This is a genomic window from Umezawaea sp. Da 62-37, from assembly GCF_032460545.1.
In the GTDB taxonomy this organism is placed as follows: domain Bacteria; phylum Actinomycetota; class Actinomycetes; order Mycobacteriales; family Pseudonocardiaceae; genus Umezawaea.
The window spans coordinates 860,713-878,547 of the sequence record NZ_CP135965.1 but is presented as its reverse complement, the minus strand read 5'-3'; the positions used below and the strand labels follow the sequence as shown (position 1 = coordinate 878,547).

Below are 17,835 nucleotides of genomic sequence, written 5' to 3'. Positions count from 1 at the left end.
GCCGGAAGAGCGCACCCGGTGCGGCGCCACCGCATCACGACACGACCGGCGCAGGTCCGTTTCGTTCAAGACGTCGGCGTGCGGGTTCGTCATCCTGGAGTCATGACTGTTGACCTCTCCCGTGCGGCGGCGTTCCTGGCCGGCCGTGGTCGGGTGCTCGATCGTCGGCGTTTCGACCTCCTCGTCGGCCGGGCCGATGCGGACGCGGTGCTGGCCGCGGTGGACGGCTACCGCAACTCCGACGGCGGCTACGGCTGGGGACTGGAACCGGATCTGCGTGCCCCGGAAAGTCAGCCCGCGGGCGCGTTGCACGCTTTCGAGGTGTTCGAGGACATCGCGCCGCTGACGACTCCGCGCGCGGTCGAGCTGTGCGGCTGGCTCGACTCGGTGACGTTGTCCGACGGCGGGCTGCCGTTCGCGTTGCCGGTCGCCGACCCCACGGGGTGCGCGCCGTTCTGGGCGGAGGCCGACCCGTCGGTGTCGACCTTGCAGAGCACCGCGTTCGCCGCCGGTGTCGCTCACCGCGTCGCCGCGCACGACCCGGCGGTCGCCGCGCACCCGTGGCTGGAGCGGGCGACCCGGTACTGCCTGGACGCCATCGCGGCTGTGGAGGAGCAGCCGCACGCGATCGCGCTGTCGTTCGCCATCCGGTTCCTCGACGCCGCCCACGACCGCTACCCGGAGGCCGCGACCCTGTTGGAGCGACTGGGGAAGTTCGTGCCGGACACCGGCCTCGTGCCGGTCGCGGGCGGCAGCGAGGACGAGACCATGCGCGCGCTCAACTTCGCGCCCGTACCGGGAACGCCGGCGAGCGCGCTGCTGCGCCCCGGTGTGATCGAGGCCGAGTTGGACCGGCTCGCGCAACGGCAGTCGGACGACGGCGGCTGGGTGGTCGACTTCGCCTCCTTCTCGCCGGCAGCCGAGTTGGAGTGGCGCGGTTACGCCACCGTCCAGGCTGTGCAGACGTTGCACCGGGCCGGACGGCTGGCGCTCTGATCCCAGGTCGCGTGGTGGCGGTCAGGAAGCTCGCAGCGGTCGGAAGGTCGTCCGGATCTCGTCGGTGAGGACATCCGGCTGCTCCAGGGCGGCGAAGTGGCCTCCGCGTTCGAGTCGGGCGTAGTGCAGGACCGTCTCGTAGCGCCGCTCGACCCAGCGTCGGGAGGCCTGCACTGCCTCGCCGGGGAAGATGCTGAACCCGGCAGGCACGGGGTTCGGTTCCCAGGGGCCGCCGTGCGTGTCGCCGCCCTGGTTCTCCTCCCAGTACAGCCGGGCGGAGGACGCGGCGGCGTTGGGGAGCCAGTAGAGCATGATGTCGTCGAGGATCTCGTCGCGGTCGATGACGTCCTCCGGGTTGCCGCCGCTGTCGGTGACGTCCTCGAAGAGGGTGTAGATCCAGGCGGCGAGTCCGGCGGGCGAGTCCGCGAGCGGGTAGCCGATCGTCTGCGGCCTCGTGGCCTGTTCCCGTGCGTACGCGCTCAACTCGTTCTGGTAGCGCTGAGCGCGCGCGATCATCCGCCGCTCTTCCTCGGTCGCCTCGGCCGACTCCTGCTCGGTGGGGAACACCAGCGGCAGGGTGAAGTGCACGCCCCGGCACCGCTCGGGCGCCTTGCGGGAGATCTGCTCGACGACAGCCGCGCCCCAGTCGCCGCCCTGGGCGAACCAGGAGTCGTGCCCAAGGCGCCGCATGAGGGTGATCCACGCGTCGGCGACGCGGGAGGTGTTCCAGCCGGTGGCGGTGGGTTTGCCGGAGAACCCGAAGCCGGGCATGGACGGGATCACGACGTGGAACGCGTCCTCGGCGCTGCCGCCGTGCGCGACCGGATCGGTCAGCGGACCCACCATGTTCCGGAACTCCAGGATCGAGCCGGGCCAGCCGTGGCACAGCAGCAGCGGAACCGCGCCCGGCTCAGCCGATCGGACGTGCAGGAAGTGGACGTCGATCCCGTCGATGGCGGTGCGGGACGAGCCGAGGTCGTTGATGTCCCGCTCGGCGCGCCACCAGTCGTAGCCGGTGGCCCAGTGGTCGCAAAGAGCGCGGACGCGGTCGAGTCGCGGCCCCTGGCTCCCGTCCGGGACGGTTTCGCGGTCCGGCCACCGGGTGGCGGTCAACCGGTTCCGCAGGTCCAGCAGTTCGGCTTCGGGGACCGCGATGACGAACGGCTCCACCGCGTCTTCGGTGAGGGGGACTGGCATCGGGCGCTCCTGGCTGATCGCGGATGGTCGACGCCACCTTAACCACAAAGTGGAATAAGTCCTCAACTTGGAACAACTCTTCCACTTGTTTATGCTCCGGCACGTGACCGACCCCGTTCCTCCTCTGCGTCGCGACGCCGAGCGCAACCGCCAGCTGCTGTTGCGCGCGGCGCACGAACGCATGGCCGTGGAGGGGCTGGACGTCTCGTACGAGGACATCGCGCGAGCCGCCGGCACCGGGATGGGCACGGTGTACCGCCGCTTCCCGCAGCGGCAGGACCTGCTCGACGCCCTGTTCGGCGAGCACATCGACATGGTGATCGGCTTCGCCGAGCAGGCCTGGCGGTACGAGGACGCGTGGGCGGGGCTCACCTGGTTCCTCGAACGACAACTCGAGATCGAGGCGCGGAGCCGGGGACTGGGGGAGCTGCTCCGAAGCCGCCACCAGGCCACCGCGCTGGTGCAACGGGCGCACGAACGGATGACCCCGCTGGTGACCGACCTGATCGGCCGTGCCGTCCGCGCGGGTCAGCTGCCGGCCGGTGCGACCCCCGCCGACTTCGCCGCGGTGCACGTGATGGTGGGCAGCGTCCTGGACGCCTCCCGCACCAGCGGCCCGCAGTTGTGGCGTCGAGCCCTCCGGATCGCCCTGGCGGGCCTGCGCCACGCCGAACTGTCCGATGATCCGCCGGACGACGCGGTCATCGGCCACCTCTACAACGACCAGACGAAATGAAGGCCCAACCATGACCGCACTGCCCGACGACCTGATCGCCGTCCTCAACGCCAAGGCGATCTGCTTCGTGACCACGCTCATGCCCGACGGTTCGCCGCAGATCTCCCAGACCTGGGTGGGCACCGACGGTGAGCACGTGCTCATCAACACGGTGGACACCCACCAGAAGACGCGCAACCTCCGACGCGACCCGCGCGTCGCCATCGGCATCGCCGACCCCGCCTCGCCGTCCCGGTACTGGGCCCTGCGCGGCAGCGTCGTGGACCTCACCACCGACGGCGCCAACGCGCACATCGACGAGCTGTCCCAGAAGTACCTGGGGCGGCCCTACCCCGGTTTCGGCGGCGGTCAGCAGCAGCGCGTCCTCCTCACCGTCAAGGTCGACCGGCTGCACACGCCCTGATCCGGGCCCGCCGGTCCGAGCGCGCGACGGGTCGGGCAGTGGGCGTGCGGTGCCGACGCGGAATCAGGTGGGGATCAGGGGAAACCCTGATGGCGGGGTTCCTCGACGTGGGCATGCTGGAAGTCGTCAAGGGACATCCGCTGTTCGAGGAGAGTCATGAGCGAATCCAGGCCCGAGTCCAACCGCACCGTCGACTCCGTGGTCGACGCCGTTCGCGGGCTGGTCAACGAGGGCGTCAACCGTCGTGTGGTCGTGCGTGACAGCAAGGACGACGTGGTGCTGGAGGTGCCGGTGGCCCTCGGGTTGGTCGCGGCGCTGGCCGCTCCGGTGGCCACGACGATCGGTGTCGGTGCCGCGCTGGCGGGCAAGTACGGGATCAAGCTCGAGACCCGCAAGCGTCTCGGTGGTCCGCCCGTGACGACGGTCGACACCGAGGAGGTCTAACCGGCGGTCGTGGGTTCCCGCCACGGGGACCGCACGCCGTGACCCGCGGTCGATAAGGTGACCGGGGTGGTGCGACTCATCCATCTGAACGGCCCGCCGGGCATCGGCAAGTCCACCCTCGCGGCGCTGTACGTCGATCGGCATCCCGGCACGCTGCACCTCGACGTCGACGGCCTGCATCGGCTGGTCGGCGGGTGGGAGGACGAGGAGACCGACACGTGGCCGGTCGTGTGGTCGCTCGTCCAGGCGATGGCGGCGGCGCACCTGGGTGGTGGGCGCGATGTCGTGCTGCCCCACTTCTTCGGGCGGATCGAGGAGATCACGTCGTTCGAGGAGTTCGTGCGATCGCACGGGGCGGACTACCGCGAGGTCGTCCTGCTCGACGATCGGGAGGCGGCGGTGCGGCGGTTCGACGACCGGGCCCGCGACAGCGTCGACCCGTGGATCCGCCACCACCACCGCCTGATCGGGCTGAGCAGTGGGTCCGTTGTGCTGGAAACCATGTACGACAGCCTGGTGGAGGTCATGCGCCTGCGTCCGGGGGCGGTGGTGGTGCCGAGCGCGGTGGGGCAGGTGCAGGAGACCTACGGGCTTCTGGCGGCCGCGTTGGGCGAGACGGTCCCGTGACCCGGTTCACCGGCTGCGTGTGCAGTGACACGCGGAACTCTCGTGGGGACATCCCGACAATACGCCGAAAAGCAGTGCTGAAAGCACTTTCGGACTGGTATCCGATGGTCCCCGCTATGGCTGTGAGGGAGTCCTTCGTGCGCAGTGCGGCACGCGCCAGCTGCATTCGCCACTCGATGAGGTAGTCCAGGGGCGGCTTTCCCACTTTGCTCCTGAAGTTCGCAGCGAAAGCCGACCTCGACATCATCGCGATTTTAGCGAGTTCTTCGAGTGTCCAGCGATGGCCCGGTTCGGCGTGCACAGCTCGCAACGCCGCGCCGATCCCATCGTCGGCAACCGACGCGAGCCATCCCAGGGGCTCGTGGGACGAACCGGCGTGCGACCTCAGCATGTGCACTAGAAGAATTTGGGCCAGGTGCTCCAGGACAAGGGACCGGCCCGCCTTTCGCGTCCCCATCTCGGGAACGAGGAGGGCCGCGATGTTCCAGAGCAGTTTTCCGTCGGTGTCGTCCGCTTTGACGAGCATGGCCGGGGGGAGCGCTGAGAACAGGATCGACGCGTCGGAATCCTGGAACTCGAAGTCGACGCTGCATATGTACGTGACGGAGCTTTGGGGAACCTCGGGTCCATTCGCGGAAGTTTCCTCGCCGAGCGGCCTGGTCGAGTCGCGATCTCGGGCTTCCTCGATCGAACTCCCGAGGCCGTAAGGGGGTGGGTTTCCGAGAAGGTAGAAATCGCCCTTCCTCAGGAAGAGGGGTTCCAGTCCGTCGACGCACAGCCAGCACTCACCTTCCACCACCACGCCGAGCTTGATGTGTGGAAAGGGGGAAAATCGGGCTTTCCACGGCGCTGTCGCGCGGAACGGGACGGGAGCGACGGTTCGGGGTCGTGCCAGCGCCAAGACGTCCCGGAAGGGGTCATGTGCATCGAGGAGGACCTCGGTGCTGGACGATCGGTAAACATTGCTGGACTCCACGTTATGGACTATACGCCCGGCGATGGGAACGATGGGTGTCTGGCGGCGGGAGCTGCCAAGTGTGGGAAGTCCGCTCATGCCGATCGGCGCTTGGAGTGAAGAGACGTATGCGATACCGATTTCTCGGAAGATCAGGGCTGCGGGTATCGGAACTGTCGCTGGGGACAGGCAATTTCGGAATGGGCTGGGGGCATGGGGCGCACGCGCCCGAGGCGCGGGCGATGTACGACGCCTACAGGGAAGCGGGGGGAAATTTCATCGACACCGCTTCCAACTACCAGACGGGCGAGGCCGAGGAGTACCTCTCGACCATCATCTCCGCGGATCGCGAGGATGTGGTTCTGGCGACGAAGTACACCATGGGGTCGGCGGCGGGCAGTGGCCTCCAGTTGACCGGGAACAGTCGAAAAGCGATGGTCCAATCGCTGGAGCAGAGCTTGCGTCGACTGGGCACCGACCGGGTGGACGTGTTCTGGGCTCATGTGGCCGACGGATCCACGCCCATCGAAGAGGTGTTGCGGGCCTTCGATGACCTGACGCGCGCGGGCAAGATCCTGTACGCCGGTCTCTCCAGTTTCCCCGCATGGCGTGTCGCGACGGGAGTCACCCTGGCGCAGCACCGGAATTGGGCACCTCTCGTGGCGATCCAGGTCGAGTACAGTCTTGTCGAGCGCAGTGCCGACCGGGAGTTGTTGCCGATGGCAGAAGCCTTCGGCCTGGGCGTCCTCGGGTTCTCACCTCTCGGCGGTGGTCTCCTGACGGGCAAGTACCGGCGGGGCGGAACGGGTCGCGCACAGAGTTCGATCAGCCAGTTCCTCCACAAGGAGGACCCCGCCAAGGCGAATGTCCTGGACGCTGTCGAGAGCGTCGCCAGGGACCTCGACACCACTCCGGAGGGGGTGGCGATCAGGTGGTCGATGTCGAAGGGGGTGCTCCCCATCATCGGGCCGAGGAGCGTCGATCAGCTCACGTCCAACATCGCGGCCGGCGAGCTGGACATCCCACCGCATCAGCTCGAATGGCTGGACAAGGTGAGCGCGCCGCAGTTGGGGTACCCCCACGAACTGTGGTCGGAGCATGAACGCGTGCAGAAGAACCGGTTCACGCAGCCGTAAAGGCTGTTCGTCGAATCCCATCGAGGGAAGATCTCGTCGTGACCGGAAGCGGATCCGGTCACCGTCCACACCTGCGCGGTCGACGGGCGACCGTCCGATGAGCCGGTGAGTGCCCGTTCCCGGCAGGGAAGTGCCGACGGCCGGGAACGGGCGAGGGCGATCGGTGTGCTGGGTCAACGTCCCGATCGGGATCGCCGCCGTTCTGCTCACCCGGAGGCTCCTCCCCGAATCCCGGGGCCGCCTCCTGCCGAATCGATCCGCGGAGTCCGTCGAAGCGGGGAACGATCGACGCGGTGCCGGTCACGACCGGCGAACCCGACCGCGTTCGGATCCGACCTTGGACGATGGAGGCTTCCCGATGACCGCTCCCGCGCTGCAGACCGCCCGCCGCTGCCCGTACGCGCCCCCGGAGGAGCAAGCCCGCATCCGGGACACCGGTTCCGGGATTTCCCAGGTCACCCTGCCCAGCGGCCAGGTGGCCTGGGCCGTGGGCAGGCTCGAGCACATCCGGACCATGCTCACGGACCCGCGGTTCAGCTCCGACCGCCGGGAACCGAACTTCCCCCGGTTCACCCGCGAGCGGCGCTACTTCGACCTCATGCGCCGATCGATGATCCAGCTGGACCCGCCCGAGCACGGTCCCGTCCGCAAGGCCGTGGTCGGCGAGTTCACCGTGCGCCGCATGGAGGGTCTGCGCCCGCGCGTCCAGAAGATCGTCGACGACCACGTCGACGCGATGCTGGCCGGACCGCGACCCGTCGACCTCGTGCAGGCCCTCTCCCTGCCGGTGCCGTCCCTGGTCATCTGCGAGCAGCTCGGCGTGCCCTACGACGACCACGACTTCTTCCAGAGCCGCGGTTCGACCCTGCTGAGCCGCACCCTCACCGCCGCGGGCAAGCAGCAGGGGGTCACGGAGCTGCGCGACTACCTCAGGGACCTGATCGCCAAGAAGACCGCCGAGCCGACGGATGATCTGCTGGGCCGTCAGCTCGCCCAGGGCAACGACCCCGAGGACGTCCTGTCGCTGGCCTTCCTGCTGCTGATCGCCGGGCACGAGACCACCGCCAACATGATCTCGCTCGGCGTGGTTACGCTGCTGGAGCGCCCGGAGGACCTGGCGGCGCTGCGCGAGGACCCGGCGCGCACCCTGCCCGCGATCGAGGAGTTGCTGCGGGTCTACACCATCGCCGAGTTCGCCAACGCCCGCGTCGCCGTCGAGGACGTGAAGATCGGCGGCGTGACCATCCGGGCGGGCGACCCCGTCCTGGCGCTGAGCAACGCGGCGAACCACGACCCCGCGGCCTTCGACGAGGCCGACGAGATCAAGCTCGACCGGGGCGCCCGCAACCACGTCGCCTTCGGCTTCGGCATCCACCAGTGCCTCTGCCAGAACCTGGCCCGGATGGAGTTGCAGATCGTCTTCGACACGCTCTTCCGCCGGATTCCGACGCTGCGGCTGGCCGTGCCCGCCGACAGGCTGCCCTACAAGGACGACGCCCTCATCTACGGCATCCACGAGGTGCCCGTGACGTGGGAGGAGCACGATCGGGTGCGTTGAAAGAGGGCCCGCGCCGCCGAGATTCGCCCGAGCGGGCCGATGGCGATGACCGAGAACGCGCGGGGCGACCGCGAGGACACGTGTGTCGAGTCCGCAGGTCGCGGGCTTTAGACGACGTGATCCCCGGTCGGCCGGTCGGCGGCGATCATGCCGATGAGCTGCCGCAGCAGCTGGTCGCCGGTCACCTGCCACTTGTCGACGCCGAGGTGGCCGGCGTTCTCCATGCCGATCATCCCGTGGACGCTGGTCATGAGCAGCGCTCCGGTCGGCTTGACGCGGTCGGGGTCGCCGATGACCCCGGACACGATCCCGAGGAACTGGTCGTGCGTCCGCGACACCGCGGCGATCGCGTCCGCCGAGGCGTTCGAGGGTGAGCCGAACATGAGGGCGTAGGCGTGCGGGCGACGACGGCCCACGTCCAGGAGCCCGGCGAGCGCTCGCTCCAGGCGTTCCGAAGGGGTGAGGTCGCGGTCCTTGACGAGGCGGTCCAGTTCCTCGCCGATGCTGGTCCAGCAGTCCTCCGCGACGGCGGCGAGCAGGTGCTCCTTGTCGGGGAAGTGCCCGTACGGCGCGCCGCGCGAGACGCCCGCCTGGGCGCTGACCGCTCGCAGGGTCACCGCCTCGGGTCCGCCTTCGTCGAGCAGTTCGGTCGCCGCCACGACCAGCTCGCGACGTGTCGTCGCGGCCTTCTCCGTTCTGCTGACCACGGCCGCAGTCTACTTGACGTTGTCACATGAACTGCTACGGTCTTCATATGACAATGTCACATGAAATGCGTGAGCTGGTCCTCATCAGCGGCGCGTCCACCGGGATGGGGGCGGCCGCGGCCCGTGAACTAGCGGGTCGCGGCTACCACGTCCTCGCAGGCGTGCGGCGGGAATCCGACGGCGACGCCATCCGGGCGGACAACCTGGAGCCGGTGCTCCTCGACATCACCGATTCCGGGCAGATCGACGCGGTCGCCGAGCGCATCGCGGGCGACCCGGCGGGTCGACCGCTCCGGGCGGTGATCAACAACGCCGGCATCGCCATCAACGCCCCCGTCGAGGTCCTCTCGATGGAGGAGTGGCGTCGGCAGTTCGACGTGAACTTCTTCGGCCACGTCGCCGTCACCAAGGCGGTCCTGCCCTTCCTGCACGCCAGCGGAGGACGAGTGGTCAACATGAGCTCGATCGGCGGCAGGATCGCCATGCCGACCTACGGCGCCTACGCCGGGGCGAAGTTCGCCATGGAGGCGATGAGCGACTCCCTCCGCCGCGAGCTGGCACCCCACGGCGTGCAGGTCGTGGTCGTCGAGCCCGGCGGTGTCCGGACGGAGATGACGGGACACGGCGTCGAACGCGCCGAGGAGGTGCTCGTCGCGATGGACCCGGCGAACCGCGCCCGCTACGGCGGTCTGCTCCGCGCGATCATCAACCAGGCCAACGCCTTCACCACCTCCGGCCTGCCCGCGGAGAAGGCCGCCCTCGTCATCGCCGAGGCCGCCACGGCCCGTCGCCCCCGCAAGCGCTACACCATCGGTCGTGACGCCGCGCTCCTCGTCCGCCTGTCGCGGCTCGCCTCCGACCGCGTCCTCGACCGCGTCCTGGCCGCCAACCTCCGTCCGCACTTCCCGGTGGAGGCCCGGTAGACATCGCCGCCCGCAACGCGACGGATGAAGCCCGGATGCCGCCGGCGACCGACGGCCGGTGCGAACCGCGGGGCCCCGTGCCGCGGACGCCAGGGCCCCGCGGTGTCGTCAGCCGATGCCGCCGTTGGCGAACAGCACCTGTCCGTTGACCCACCGCGCCGAGGGGCCGGCGAGGAACGCCACGACGTCGGCGACGTCCTCGGGACGGCCGAGCCGTTCCAGCGGCGCGGCCTTCGACAGCCTCTCCACCTCCTCGTCGCACTTGCCGTCGAGGAACAGCGGGGTCGCGGTCGGGCCGGGGGCGACGGCGTTGACGGTGACGTCGCGGCCGCGCAGCTCGCGCCAGGATCAGCGTCAACCCCTCGACGGCGGCCTTCGACGCGACGTACGGACCGTAGGCCGGCATCTGGAGGCGGGTCACCGACGTGGAGAAGTTGACCAGCGCCCCGCCCTCGCGCAGCCGCCGCGCGGCGAGCTGGGACACCACGAAGGTGCCGCGGACGTTGACCCGGTGCATGCGGTCGAACGCGTCGAGGTCGAAGTCCACGATCGGGTCCAGGACCATGACACCCGCGGTGTTGACCACGACGTCGACGCCGCCGAACCTGTTCCCGACCTCGTCGAACAGCCCGGTCATCGTCTCCTCGTCGGCGACGTCGCCGCTCACCGCGATCGCCCGGACTCCGCGCTCGGTGGCGGCGGTCACGGCCTCCGCGGCCCTGTCGAGGTTGCCGGAGTAGTGGACGGCGACGTCGAAGCCGTCGGCGGCGAGGCGGTCGACGACCGCGCGGCCGATGCCGCCGGACCCGCCCGTGACGATCGCGACCCTGGCGCTCACGCGTCCGCCCCCTTCGACGTCACCGGGACGAGCAGTTCCGGCATGCCGATGCGGTCGTAGAACTCGCGCCGCACGGTCTCGCCGACCTCGTACACGCGCTCGGCGCCGTCGTCGGCCGGGTCGACGTAGACCCGGAACGGCCGCTGACCGGCGGGAAGCCCGACGACGCGGACGATCTCGCGAGCGACCTCGGTCGGGTCGGCGTCGGCCGGGGACAGGCCCGCGAGCCTCTCCAGCACGGTGTCGATCGTGTCGCCGAACCGCTCGGCGTACTCGGCGGCGACGTCGTCGCGGTCGGGCGAGCCCGCGTGGGCGAAGTGGTTGGTGCCGGTGGTGAACGACCCCGGCACCATGATCACCGAGTCGATCCCGAAGCGCCCCAGCTCGACCGCGTAGCTCACGGCGAGGGCGTCCTCCGCGGCCTTGGCGGCGAAGTAGGGCCCGAGGTGCGGCGGGGTGCCGCCGCGGGCGCTCGACGACCCCACCCACACCACCAGCCCAGCGCCCTGCCCGCGCAGGTGCGGCAGCACGGCCTGGTTGAGCCGCTGCGTGGTGAGCACGTTCGCGTCGTACACGGCGGCGAGCTGCTCGACGGTGAAGGCCTCGGCCGGGCCGAGGACCATGTGGCCCGCGTTGTGCACGACGACGTCGACGCGCCCGCTCTCGTCGACGATCCCGGCGACGGCCCGGTCCACTGAGGACTGCTCGGCCACGTCCATCTCGACAGGACGCAGGTCCACCCCGCGGCTCGCCGCGTAGTCGCGCGCGTCGGCGACCGCGGGCGCGTTCCTGCCTTCGGTGGCGCGCATGCCCGCGTAGACGCGGTGTCCCGCGTCGGCGAGGGCGCGCGCCGTCATGGCTCCGAAGCCGCTGGAGGCTCCGGAGACGACGACAACCTTGTTCATCGTTCTCCCGTTGATCGGCGGATCAGGAGATCGAGTCTCGGCGCGGGGGAGCGGGCTGGGTGTCCTCTGGTTGCGCCGTTCTGCGGTGTGGTGGACGTTCTCCGCCGACGCGCGTCCGTCAGCCGGTCGACAGGCGGAACTTGGACGGTGTCACGCCGTGTTCGCGGCGGAACACGCTGGCGAAGTGGGTGGGGTTGGGGTATCCGCACCGGTCGGCGACGACCTGCACCGCGAGGGTGTCGTCGCGCAGCAGCTCGCGGGCGCGGCGCATCCGCAGCGACGTGAGGTAGCGCATGGGAGTCGTGCGGGTCGACGCGGTGAACTGGCGCAGGAAGTGGTGCCTGCTCAGGTGCGCGACCGCCGCGAGGTCGGCGAGGGTGATCTGCTCGGCGATCCGCTCGTGCATGGCGTCGACGACGGCGCTCAACGCCCGCGCGCCCAGACCACCCCCGTTGCCGCCGTCCTCGCGGTCGTCGGCGAGCAGCAGGTAGCTCGTGATCGACTGGGCGAGCGTCCCGGCGTGCAGCGCGGGCAGCCCCAGTCGGGCGGCGCGACCGAGTTCGAGCACCGTCTCCCGCACGAACGGGTCGTCGCGGCCCAGGTAGTCGGGGTCGGCTCGGCGCATGTGGCGGGGCAGCGCGTCGCGGGTCGCCGCGAGCGAGGCCGCGGGGAGGACGAGGTGCACCGACCGGAACGGCTCCCGGAGGTCCGACCGCCAGCGCGCCCGCACCTCCTGCCGCGGGGCGTTGACCGCGGAGGTGCCGGGTGAGACGAGCGCGTGGCGACGGCGGGACCCGGCTCCGCTCTCCACCACGTAGCTGCCCGCCGTGACGAGCAGGACGGTGAGCGAGTCCACCGGCGCCAGCACGAAATCGGCGACCGGCGGGTCGGCCAGCTCCCGCACCCGCACCCCGTCCCACCCGAGCCCCGCGCTGTCGACCAGCACCCGCGACGGAAGGCCCGCGGCGACCGGCACGGCCTGTTCCGCACTGCCCATGGCTACGACGTCCTCCCTGGTCGACTGCCGACCAGGCTAGTTCGCGTCGTCGTCCGTCTCGACCGGCGCGCTGAGCCCAGGCGCACGAAGGGGCGGTGGGGTGCACACCCCGCCGGCCCCTCATCGGTTCTTCGACCGCGGGTTCTCGGCGGTGCCTGACGCCGGATCAGCCGGAGCGCGGTGTGACCTTGGGCTCGACCATGGGGAGCAGGGCCCACACGGTCTTGCCGGTGCCGTCCACGCGGACGCCCCAGGAGATCGCCAGTTCGACCATCACCTGGACGCCGCGGCTTCCCCAGGTCCGGTTGGCGTTCGCCATCTCGGCGGGGTGCGCCTTGTCGCCGTCGGAGACCTCGATCAGAACGCCGAAGTCCGTGCAGGCGATGCGCAGGTCGACCGGGCAGGAGGTGTGCCGGTAGGCGTTGTCGACCAGCTCGGTCGTGACCAGCAGCACGTCCACGAGCGTGTGGACGTCGAGTCGGGCGGAGCACACGCCCCGGATCCAGCGGCGGACGACCTGCCGGTCCGGTTCGCCCTCCAGCGGAAGCCTGCTGACCTGTGCGGCGGTCTCGGTGCCGCGGACAACGCCGGTCACATCACTCCTCGGTCCACGACTGCCCAGCGGCAGCGTCTCGTCGAGTACACCTCAGCTTTGCCTCGAGTTCAACTCGCCGTGACCGGGGAACTGGATCGATCACGTCACATGAGTGCGCCGACACAGGGATCGGCAAGGCCTGCGCCACGCCGGCGGCGACCCGCGCAACGACTCGGCGGCCTCGTCGGCCATGTACGCACAGCGGGCGACTACGTCGTGGTGCCGGGAGTGACCAGGCCGCTCTCGTAGGCGGCGATCACGACCTGGGCGCGGCTGCGCAGCCCCAGCTTGCCCATCAGGTTCTTGACGTGCGTCTTCACCGTGGACTCGCTGAGCACGAGCCGCCGGGCGATCTGGGCGTTGTCGAGGCCGTGGGCGACCAGGCGCAGCACCTCGACCTCGCGGGTGGTCAGCACGGCCAGGTCGGTGCGGTCGGGGTGCCTGGCGCGGTGGTGCAGGGCGTAGGTCTCCACGAGCCGGTGGGTGACGCCGGGGCTGATCAGCACGTCGCCCTCGGCGACCGCCCGCACGGCGGCGATGATCCGCAGCGGCGGGGTCTCCTTCAGGAGGAAGCCGGCCGCGCCGGCGCCGAGCGCGCGGTAGACGTACTCGTCGAGGTCGAACGTGGTCAGGATCAGGATGCGCGGCGGGGGATCGGTGGCGGCGGCGAGGATCCGTTCCGTGGCGGCGATCCCGTCGAGCACCGGCATGCGGATGTCCATGACGATCACGTCCGGGCGGGTGGTGAGCGCGAGTTCGACCGCTTGGGCGCCGTGTTCGGCCTCGCCGACGACCTCCAGGCCGTCCGCGGTTCCGATCAGCGCGCTCAACCCGGCGCGCAGCAGGGCCTGGTCGTCGGCCACGAGGACGCGTGTGGTCACGGGGTCGCCTCGCAGGGCAGCCGGAGCAGCACGCCGAAGCCGCCTTCCGGACGTGGCCCGGCGTCCAGGGTCCCGCCGTACAACGCGGTCCGCTCGCGCATCCCCGCGATGCCGCGCGGAGTGGTCGTGCTGTGCCGCGGGGGAGGAGCGAGGCCGTCGTCGACGACTTCGAGGGTCAGCACCTGCTCGCCGTAGTCCAGGGTCACCCCGGCCTTGGCGGGGCCGGCGTGCTTGAGCACGTTGGTGAGCGACTCCTGCGCGACGCGGTAGGCGCACAGGTCCAGGCCCGGCGGCAGGGTACGGCGGCGCCCGGTCACCGAGAGGTCCACGCGCAGCCCGGTTTCCCGCAGCCGCGTCACCAGTCCGTCCAGTTCGGACAGTCCCGGCTGGGGTCGCAGGCCGTCCGGTCCGTCCGGGCGCAGCACGGTCAGCAGCCTGCGCATCTCCGCCAGCGCCTCGCGGCTCGTCCCGCCGACGGTGGCCATGGCCTTGCGGGCCATGTCCTGGTCACTGGTCAGCACGTGCTCGGCGAGACCGGACTGAAGGGAGATCACCGACATGTGGTGGGCCATGATGTCGTGCAGCTCGTGGGCGATGCGGATCCGTTCGTCGGCCACGGCGGTCGCGGCCTGCTCGGCGAGCCGTTCGACCCGCTGCGACCAGCGTTTCGTGCTCTCCCCGAGCAGGCACATGGTCACGCACTGCACCGCGGCGGCGGCCAGCGCCGGCCAGCCGCTGAAGGTCCCGATCACGGTGGAGTACACGGTGACCAACGCCAGCAGGACGGCGCCCAGGGCGAGCGCGGTGGAGGGCCACGGGCGGAGCTGGGCGACGGAGAACAGCCCGACCACGGCACCGACCCCGCTGTTGGGGAAGTCGCCGTAGCCCAGCAGCACGAAGGTCATCAGCGCCGCGCACATCACCAGGGTGGTCGTCAGCGGCGCCCGTTGGCGCAACGCGATCGGGGTGACGCTCAGCGCGGCCAGCAGGTGGGCCTGCCAGTCGACCGAGCCCGAACTGCTGGTGGTCAGGGCCGCGGCGGTCACCACCGCCAGCACCGCCGCGAGCGCCACGTCCGCCCGGACCGAACGGATCATCGGGAACACCGGCCCACCGTAGCGGCGGGTGGTCGGGCCCGTCGCCAACCCGTGGGCTGATGCCGCCTACCCCAGCTGGGGTAGGCCGAGTTCCCTCCCAGGACGATGTTGTGCGGCCCGTCCGCGGCCCTAGCGTCACCGCCGTTCGATCCACCGGAACGGGAGAGACCATGAACAAGGCGGGAATCGCACTGCTGGCGCTGTCGGGAATGGTGGTGCCGCAGGTCGCGACGGCGGCACCGCAACCACGACCCGACAGGGCAGTGCTGCAACGCGACGCGGACCATCTGCTCGACCTGGGCGCACCCGGCGTCCTGGTCGAGCTGACCACGCCGACCGGCTCGGCCAAGGTCCGCGCCGGGTACGCCGACACCACGGCGAGGACACCCGTGCCGTGGGACGCGCACTTCCGGATCGGCAGCTCCACCAAGACCTTCACCGCCACGGTCCTGCTCCAGCTGGTGGGCGAAGGGCGGCTGTCCCTCGAGGACGCGGTGGACCGCTGGCTGCCCGGTGTGGTCGCGGGCAACGGCAACGACGGCGCGAAGATCACCGTGCGGCAACTGCTCCAGCACACCAGCGGCCTGCCGGAATACCTCCAGGCGGAGGACATGGCCTTCCTCGGCAGCGCGGAGGGGTTCCAGGCCGACCGCTTCCGGAACTTCACCGGGTCCGAGCTGGTGGCCATGGCCATGACGCTGCCGCCGGTCTTCGCGCCCGGCGCCGACTGGTCCTACTCCAACACCAACTACGTGCTGGCGGGGATGATCATCAAGCGGATCACCGGCCACGACTGGAACAGCGAGGTGCGCACGCGGATCATCGAGCCGCTGCACCTGGACGACACCACCGCGCCGCACGTCATGCCCTTCCTGATCGGGGCGCACGCCACCGGCTACGCGCTGTTCGCCCCGGACGGCCCTGCCATCGACGCCACCGCGTTGTCCCCGTCCTGGGCGGGCGCGGCCGGCGCGATCGTCAGCGACACGGCCGACCTGTCCACGTTCCTGCGCGCGCTGCTCGGCGGAAGGCTGCTGCGCCCGGCGCAGCTCGCGGAGATGCGGAAGACCGTGCCCGCCACCCCGCTCGATCCGATCTGGCCCGGTGCGCGGTACGGGCTGGGTCTGGTGTGGATCCCCACGTCCTGCGGGGGCTACTGGTCGCACGGCGGCGACATTCCGGGTTTCAAGACGCGCAACGGCGTCTCCGCCGACGGCAGGACCAGCGTGGTCATCACGATGAACGGCGACCCGCTCGTGCCGAAGGAGGGCACCCCGCCGCCCCAGCACGACCACTCCGTCGACATCATCGAGCACGCGTTCTGCGGCACGTCCTGACCCCGGCGCCTCGGCTGGTCGCGTGCGGGCGACCCACCGAGGCCCACGTCAGGTGGTGGTCCGCGAGACCGGCGCGATGGCTGAACCGGCTGAACAACACCACCCAGGTGGGCGACGTGGGTTGCGGTCACCGCCGGGTCGAACCACAGTGCCTGACCATGAAGCAGGTTCTGCAGCACAGGATCGACACGACGTTCGCCCACTACGACGTCAACGGCAACGGCGTCATCGAACTCGCCGACTTCTACGCCCTGGCCGAACGACTGCTGCAGGCGTTCGGCGAACCCGCGTCCTCGGAACGCGGGCGTGAGCTGATCGAGGCGTACGACGGGTTCTGGGACGTCCTCGTCGAGCACTGCGATGTCGACCGCGACGGCAGGATCTCACCGCAGGACTACCAGCAGGCGATGGAGATGGCGTTCGTCGACGGCGGCTCGTTCGACGTGGTGTTCCCCGAGATCGCGGCGGCGCTGCTGGACATCGCGGACACCAACGGCGACGGACGGGTCGACGCGTCCGAATTCTCGGTGCTGCTGAAGGCTCGCGGGCTGACCGAGGCCGAGTGCGGGCTGGCGTTCACGCACATCGACACCGATGGCGACGGCGCGGTCAGCGTGCAGGAGTACGTCGCCGCCGTGAGGGAGTACTACACCAACCCGGCGAACGACACGCCGGGCAGCTGGCTCTACCCGGCGTCGTTCCAGTTGGCGTGACCACGACGTTGCACCCCTGACCGGATGGCCGAACTCGTCGAAGCGGCGTGAGCGAGCCGGAAAGCGCTTTCTGTCGTGATGAGGTGCCCGCGCTCCAGCACAGGCGGTTCCGGAGGTCTACCCGATTTCCGCTCGGCATCACTCGACAGTGTGTTGACCGGCTCGTCAGTCGGGCGGTTCCATTCAGGGAAGGCCCTGCGGCATCGGCAAATGTGCGGGCCAGTGGATGCGGGTGGCGCATCGTGCCCGCCTTCGGAACGCATCGGTGACCAAGTGCCCAGGGGAGAATCATGCTTGTGCGCAAGATGATGGCCGCGTTCGGACTGAGCGTCGCGATGGCGGCGTTCGCGCTCGTGGCCCCGGCAAGCGGAGCGACGACACCCGCTGACGCGGGTGCGAAATCGATCAGCACGACCGAGGCGTGCCCCCGCGACAACCTCTGCGTCTACAGCGGAGCCAACTTCGGTGGCAAGCAGTGGAACATGCACAGGTGCGGCATGATCCACAACATCGGGTTCACGTCCTTCGGGAGTGACCACGTCCGCTCGTACCGCAACAACCAGAGCGGCTCCCCGGTGTCCATCTTCTACAACTGGACCGGATCGGCGTGGCAGGAGATCGGCAGGTCCCGGTCGCCGGAGAGCGTCCCCAACGCCGCTCCCCACTTCTCGGCGAATCCGGGAGGCGTGGACGGTGTGCAGGTGTGCTGATCGCACTGCCCGTCGGGTCGGGAACGCGGCTGGCGGGTGCGAGGCGTTCGAGTGAGGTGTGACCGCGGGCTTCGGGCGGG

At 70.1% G+C, this 17,835-nt stretch carries 19 protein-coding genes and 1 pseudogene; 11 read left to right on the top strand and 9 right to left on the bottom strand.

The window, feature by feature from the left end; genetic code table 11:
- The first annotated feature begins 102 nt into the window (after positions 1-102).
- Complete coding sequence (locus RM788_RS03725) at positions 103-996, top strand: hypothetical protein (protein ID WP_315930068.1); 894 nt, start codon at positions 103-105, stop codon at positions 994-996.
- Between the two features lie 21 nt (positions 997-1,017).
- On the opposite strand, the gene RM788_RS03720 is transcribed toward RM788_RS03725, so the two are convergent.
- On the bottom strand, positions 1,018-2,193 hold the full coding sequence (locus RM788_RS03720) for an epoxide hydrolase family protein (RefSeq protein WP_315930067.1): 1,176 nt from the start codon (positions 2,191-2,193) through the stop codon (positions 1,018-1,020).
- 103 nt (positions 2,194-2,296) lie between these two features.
- Between RM788_RS03720 and RM788_RS03715 the strand changes: the two genes are divergently transcribed.
- The 4 genes from RM788_RS03715 to RM788_RS03700 all read left to right on the top strand — a co-directional run bounded on the left by RM788_RS03715 (position 2,297) and on the right by RM788_RS03700 (position 4,403).
- Positions 2,297-2,929 (top strand): TetR/AcrR family transcriptional regulator, encoded by a 633-nt coding sequence (locus RM788_RS03715; RefSeq protein ID WP_315930066.1) that lies wholly within the window; start codon positions 2,297-2,299, stop codon positions 2,927-2,929.
- Between the two features lie 10 nt (positions 2,930-2,939).
- Entirely contained in the window at positions 2,940-3,332 is a 393-nt protein-coding gene (locus RM788_RS03710) for a PPOX class F420-dependent oxidoreductase (RefSeq protein WP_315930065.1), read from the top strand.
- Positions 3,333-3,488: 156 nt separating this feature from the next.
- On the top strand, positions 3,489-3,776 hold the full coding sequence (locus RM788_RS03705) for a DUF4342 domain-containing protein (RefSeq protein ID WP_315930064.1): 288 nt from the start codon (positions 3,489-3,491) through the stop codon (positions 3,774-3,776).
- 66 nt (positions 3,777-3,842) lie between these two features.
- Positions 3,843-4,403 (top strand): AAA family ATPase, encoded by a 561-nt coding sequence (locus RM788_RS03700; RefSeq protein ID WP_315930063.1) that lies wholly within the window; start codon positions 3,843-3,845, stop codon positions 4,401-4,403.
- On the opposite strand, the gene RM788_RS52830 is transcribed toward RM788_RS03700, so the two are convergent.
- Entirely contained in the window at positions 4,300-5,457 is a 1,158-nt protein-coding gene (locus tag RM788_RS52830) for an AraC family transcriptional regulator (protein ID WP_399343024.1), read from the bottom strand. The genes RM788_RS03700 and RM788_RS52830 overlap by 104 nt on opposite strands.
- A gap of 29 nt (positions 5,458-5,486) precedes the next feature.
- Between RM788_RS52830 and RM788_RS03695 the strand changes: the two genes are divergently transcribed.
- Together RM788_RS03695 and RM788_RS03690 are read left to right on the top strand one after the other, a co-directional pair.
- The gene (locus RM788_RS03695; protein ID WP_315930062.1) at positions 5,487-6,494 is read left to right on the top strand and encodes an aldo/keto reductase; all 1,008 of its coding nucleotides are present in this window, start codon (positions 5,487-5,489) and stop codon (positions 6,492-6,494) included.
- Between the two features lie 358 nt (positions 6,495-6,852).
- Positions 6,853-8,052 carry a cytochrome P450 gene (locus RM788_RS03690; protein ID WP_315930061.1) on the top strand — a complete coding sequence of 400 codons (1,200 nt, stop codon included), beginning with the start codon at positions 6,853-6,855 and terminating at the stop codon, positions 8,050-8,052.
- Between the two features lie 107 nt (positions 8,053-8,159).
- Here the strand turns inward: RM788_RS03690 and RM788_RS03685 are convergent, their stop codons facing one another.
- On the bottom strand, positions 8,160-8,759 hold the full coding sequence (locus RM788_RS03685) for a TetR/AcrR family transcriptional regulator (protein ID WP_315930060.1): 600 nt from the start codon (positions 8,757-8,759) through the stop codon (positions 8,160-8,162).
- Positions 8,760-8,824: 65 nt separating this feature from the next.
- On the opposite strand from RM788_RS03685, the gene RM788_RS03680 reads away from it, so the two are divergent.
- Positions 8,825-9,682 (top strand): SDR family oxidoreductase, encoded by an 858-nt coding sequence (locus tag RM788_RS03680; protein WP_315930059.1) that lies wholly within the window; start codon positions 8,825-8,827, stop codon positions 9,680-9,682.
- Positions 9,683-9,790: 108 nt separating this feature from the next.
- Here RM788_RS03680 and RM788_RS03675 read toward each other — a convergent pair.
- The 6 genes and pseudogenes from RM788_RS03675 to RM788_RS03650 all read right to left on the bottom strand — a co-directional run bounded on the left by RM788_RS03675 (position 9,791) and on the right by RM788_RS03650 (position 14,995).
- Positions 9,791-10,520, bottom strand: a pseudogene (locus tag RM788_RS03675) (SDR family oxidoreductase).
- Positions 10,517-11,425, bottom strand: a complete 909-nt coding sequence (locus RM788_RS03670; RefSeq protein WP_315930058.1) for an SDR family oxidoreductase — start codon at positions 11,423-11,425, stop codon at positions 10,517-10,519. The pseudogene RM788_RS03675 and the gene RM788_RS03670 overlap by 4 nt, the downstream one beginning before the upstream one ends.
- Positions 11,426-11,543: 118 nt before the next feature.
- Positions 11,544-12,422, bottom strand: a complete 879-nt coding sequence (locus RM788_RS03665) for a helix-turn-helix transcriptional regulator (RefSeq protein ID WP_315930057.1) — start codon at positions 12,420-12,422, stop codon at positions 11,544-11,546.
- Positions 12,423-12,588: 166 nt separating this feature from the next.
- Positions 12,589-13,017: an ATP-binding protein gene (locus RM788_RS03660; RefSeq protein WP_315930056.1), complete on the bottom strand. Its 429-nt coding sequence runs from the start codon at positions 13,015-13,017 to the stop codon at positions 12,589-12,591.
- Between the two features lie 209 nt (positions 13,018-13,226).
- Positions 13,227-13,898, bottom strand: a complete 672-nt coding sequence (locus RM788_RS03655; RefSeq protein ID WP_315930055.1) for a response regulator — start codon at positions 13,896-13,898, stop codon at positions 13,227-13,229.
- Positions 13,895-14,995, bottom strand: coding sequence for a sensor histidine kinase (locus RM788_RS03650; protein WP_315930054.1), 1,101 nt, complete (start codon positions 14,993-14,995; stop codon positions 13,895-13,897). Before RM788_RS03650 ends, RM788_RS03655 begins: the two co-directional genes overlap by 4 nt.
- Before the next feature lie 170 nt (positions 14,996-15,165).
- Between RM788_RS03650 and RM788_RS03645 the strand changes: the two genes are divergently transcribed.
- From RM788_RS03645 to RM788_RS03635, 3 genes are all read left to right on the top strand, one after another.
- Positions 15,166-16,332 carry a serine hydrolase domain-containing protein gene (locus RM788_RS03645; RefSeq protein ID WP_315930053.1) on the top strand — a complete coding sequence of 389 codons (1,167 nt, stop codon included), beginning with the start codon at positions 15,166-15,168 and terminating at the stop codon, positions 16,330-16,332.
- A 158-nt stretch (positions 16,333-16,490) separates the two neighbouring features.
- Positions 16,491-17,045, top strand: coding sequence for an EF-hand domain-containing protein (locus RM788_RS03640; RefSeq protein ID WP_315930052.1), 555 nt, complete (start codon positions 16,491-16,493; stop codon positions 17,043-17,045).
- A gap of 290 nt (positions 17,046-17,335) precedes the next feature.
- On the top strand, positions 17,336-17,755 hold the full coding sequence (locus tag RM788_RS03635; protein ID WP_315930051.1) for a peptidase inhibitor family I36 protein: 420 nt from the start codon (positions 17,336-17,338) through the stop codon (positions 17,753-17,755).
- Positions 17,756-17,835 lie beyond the last annotated feature (80 nt).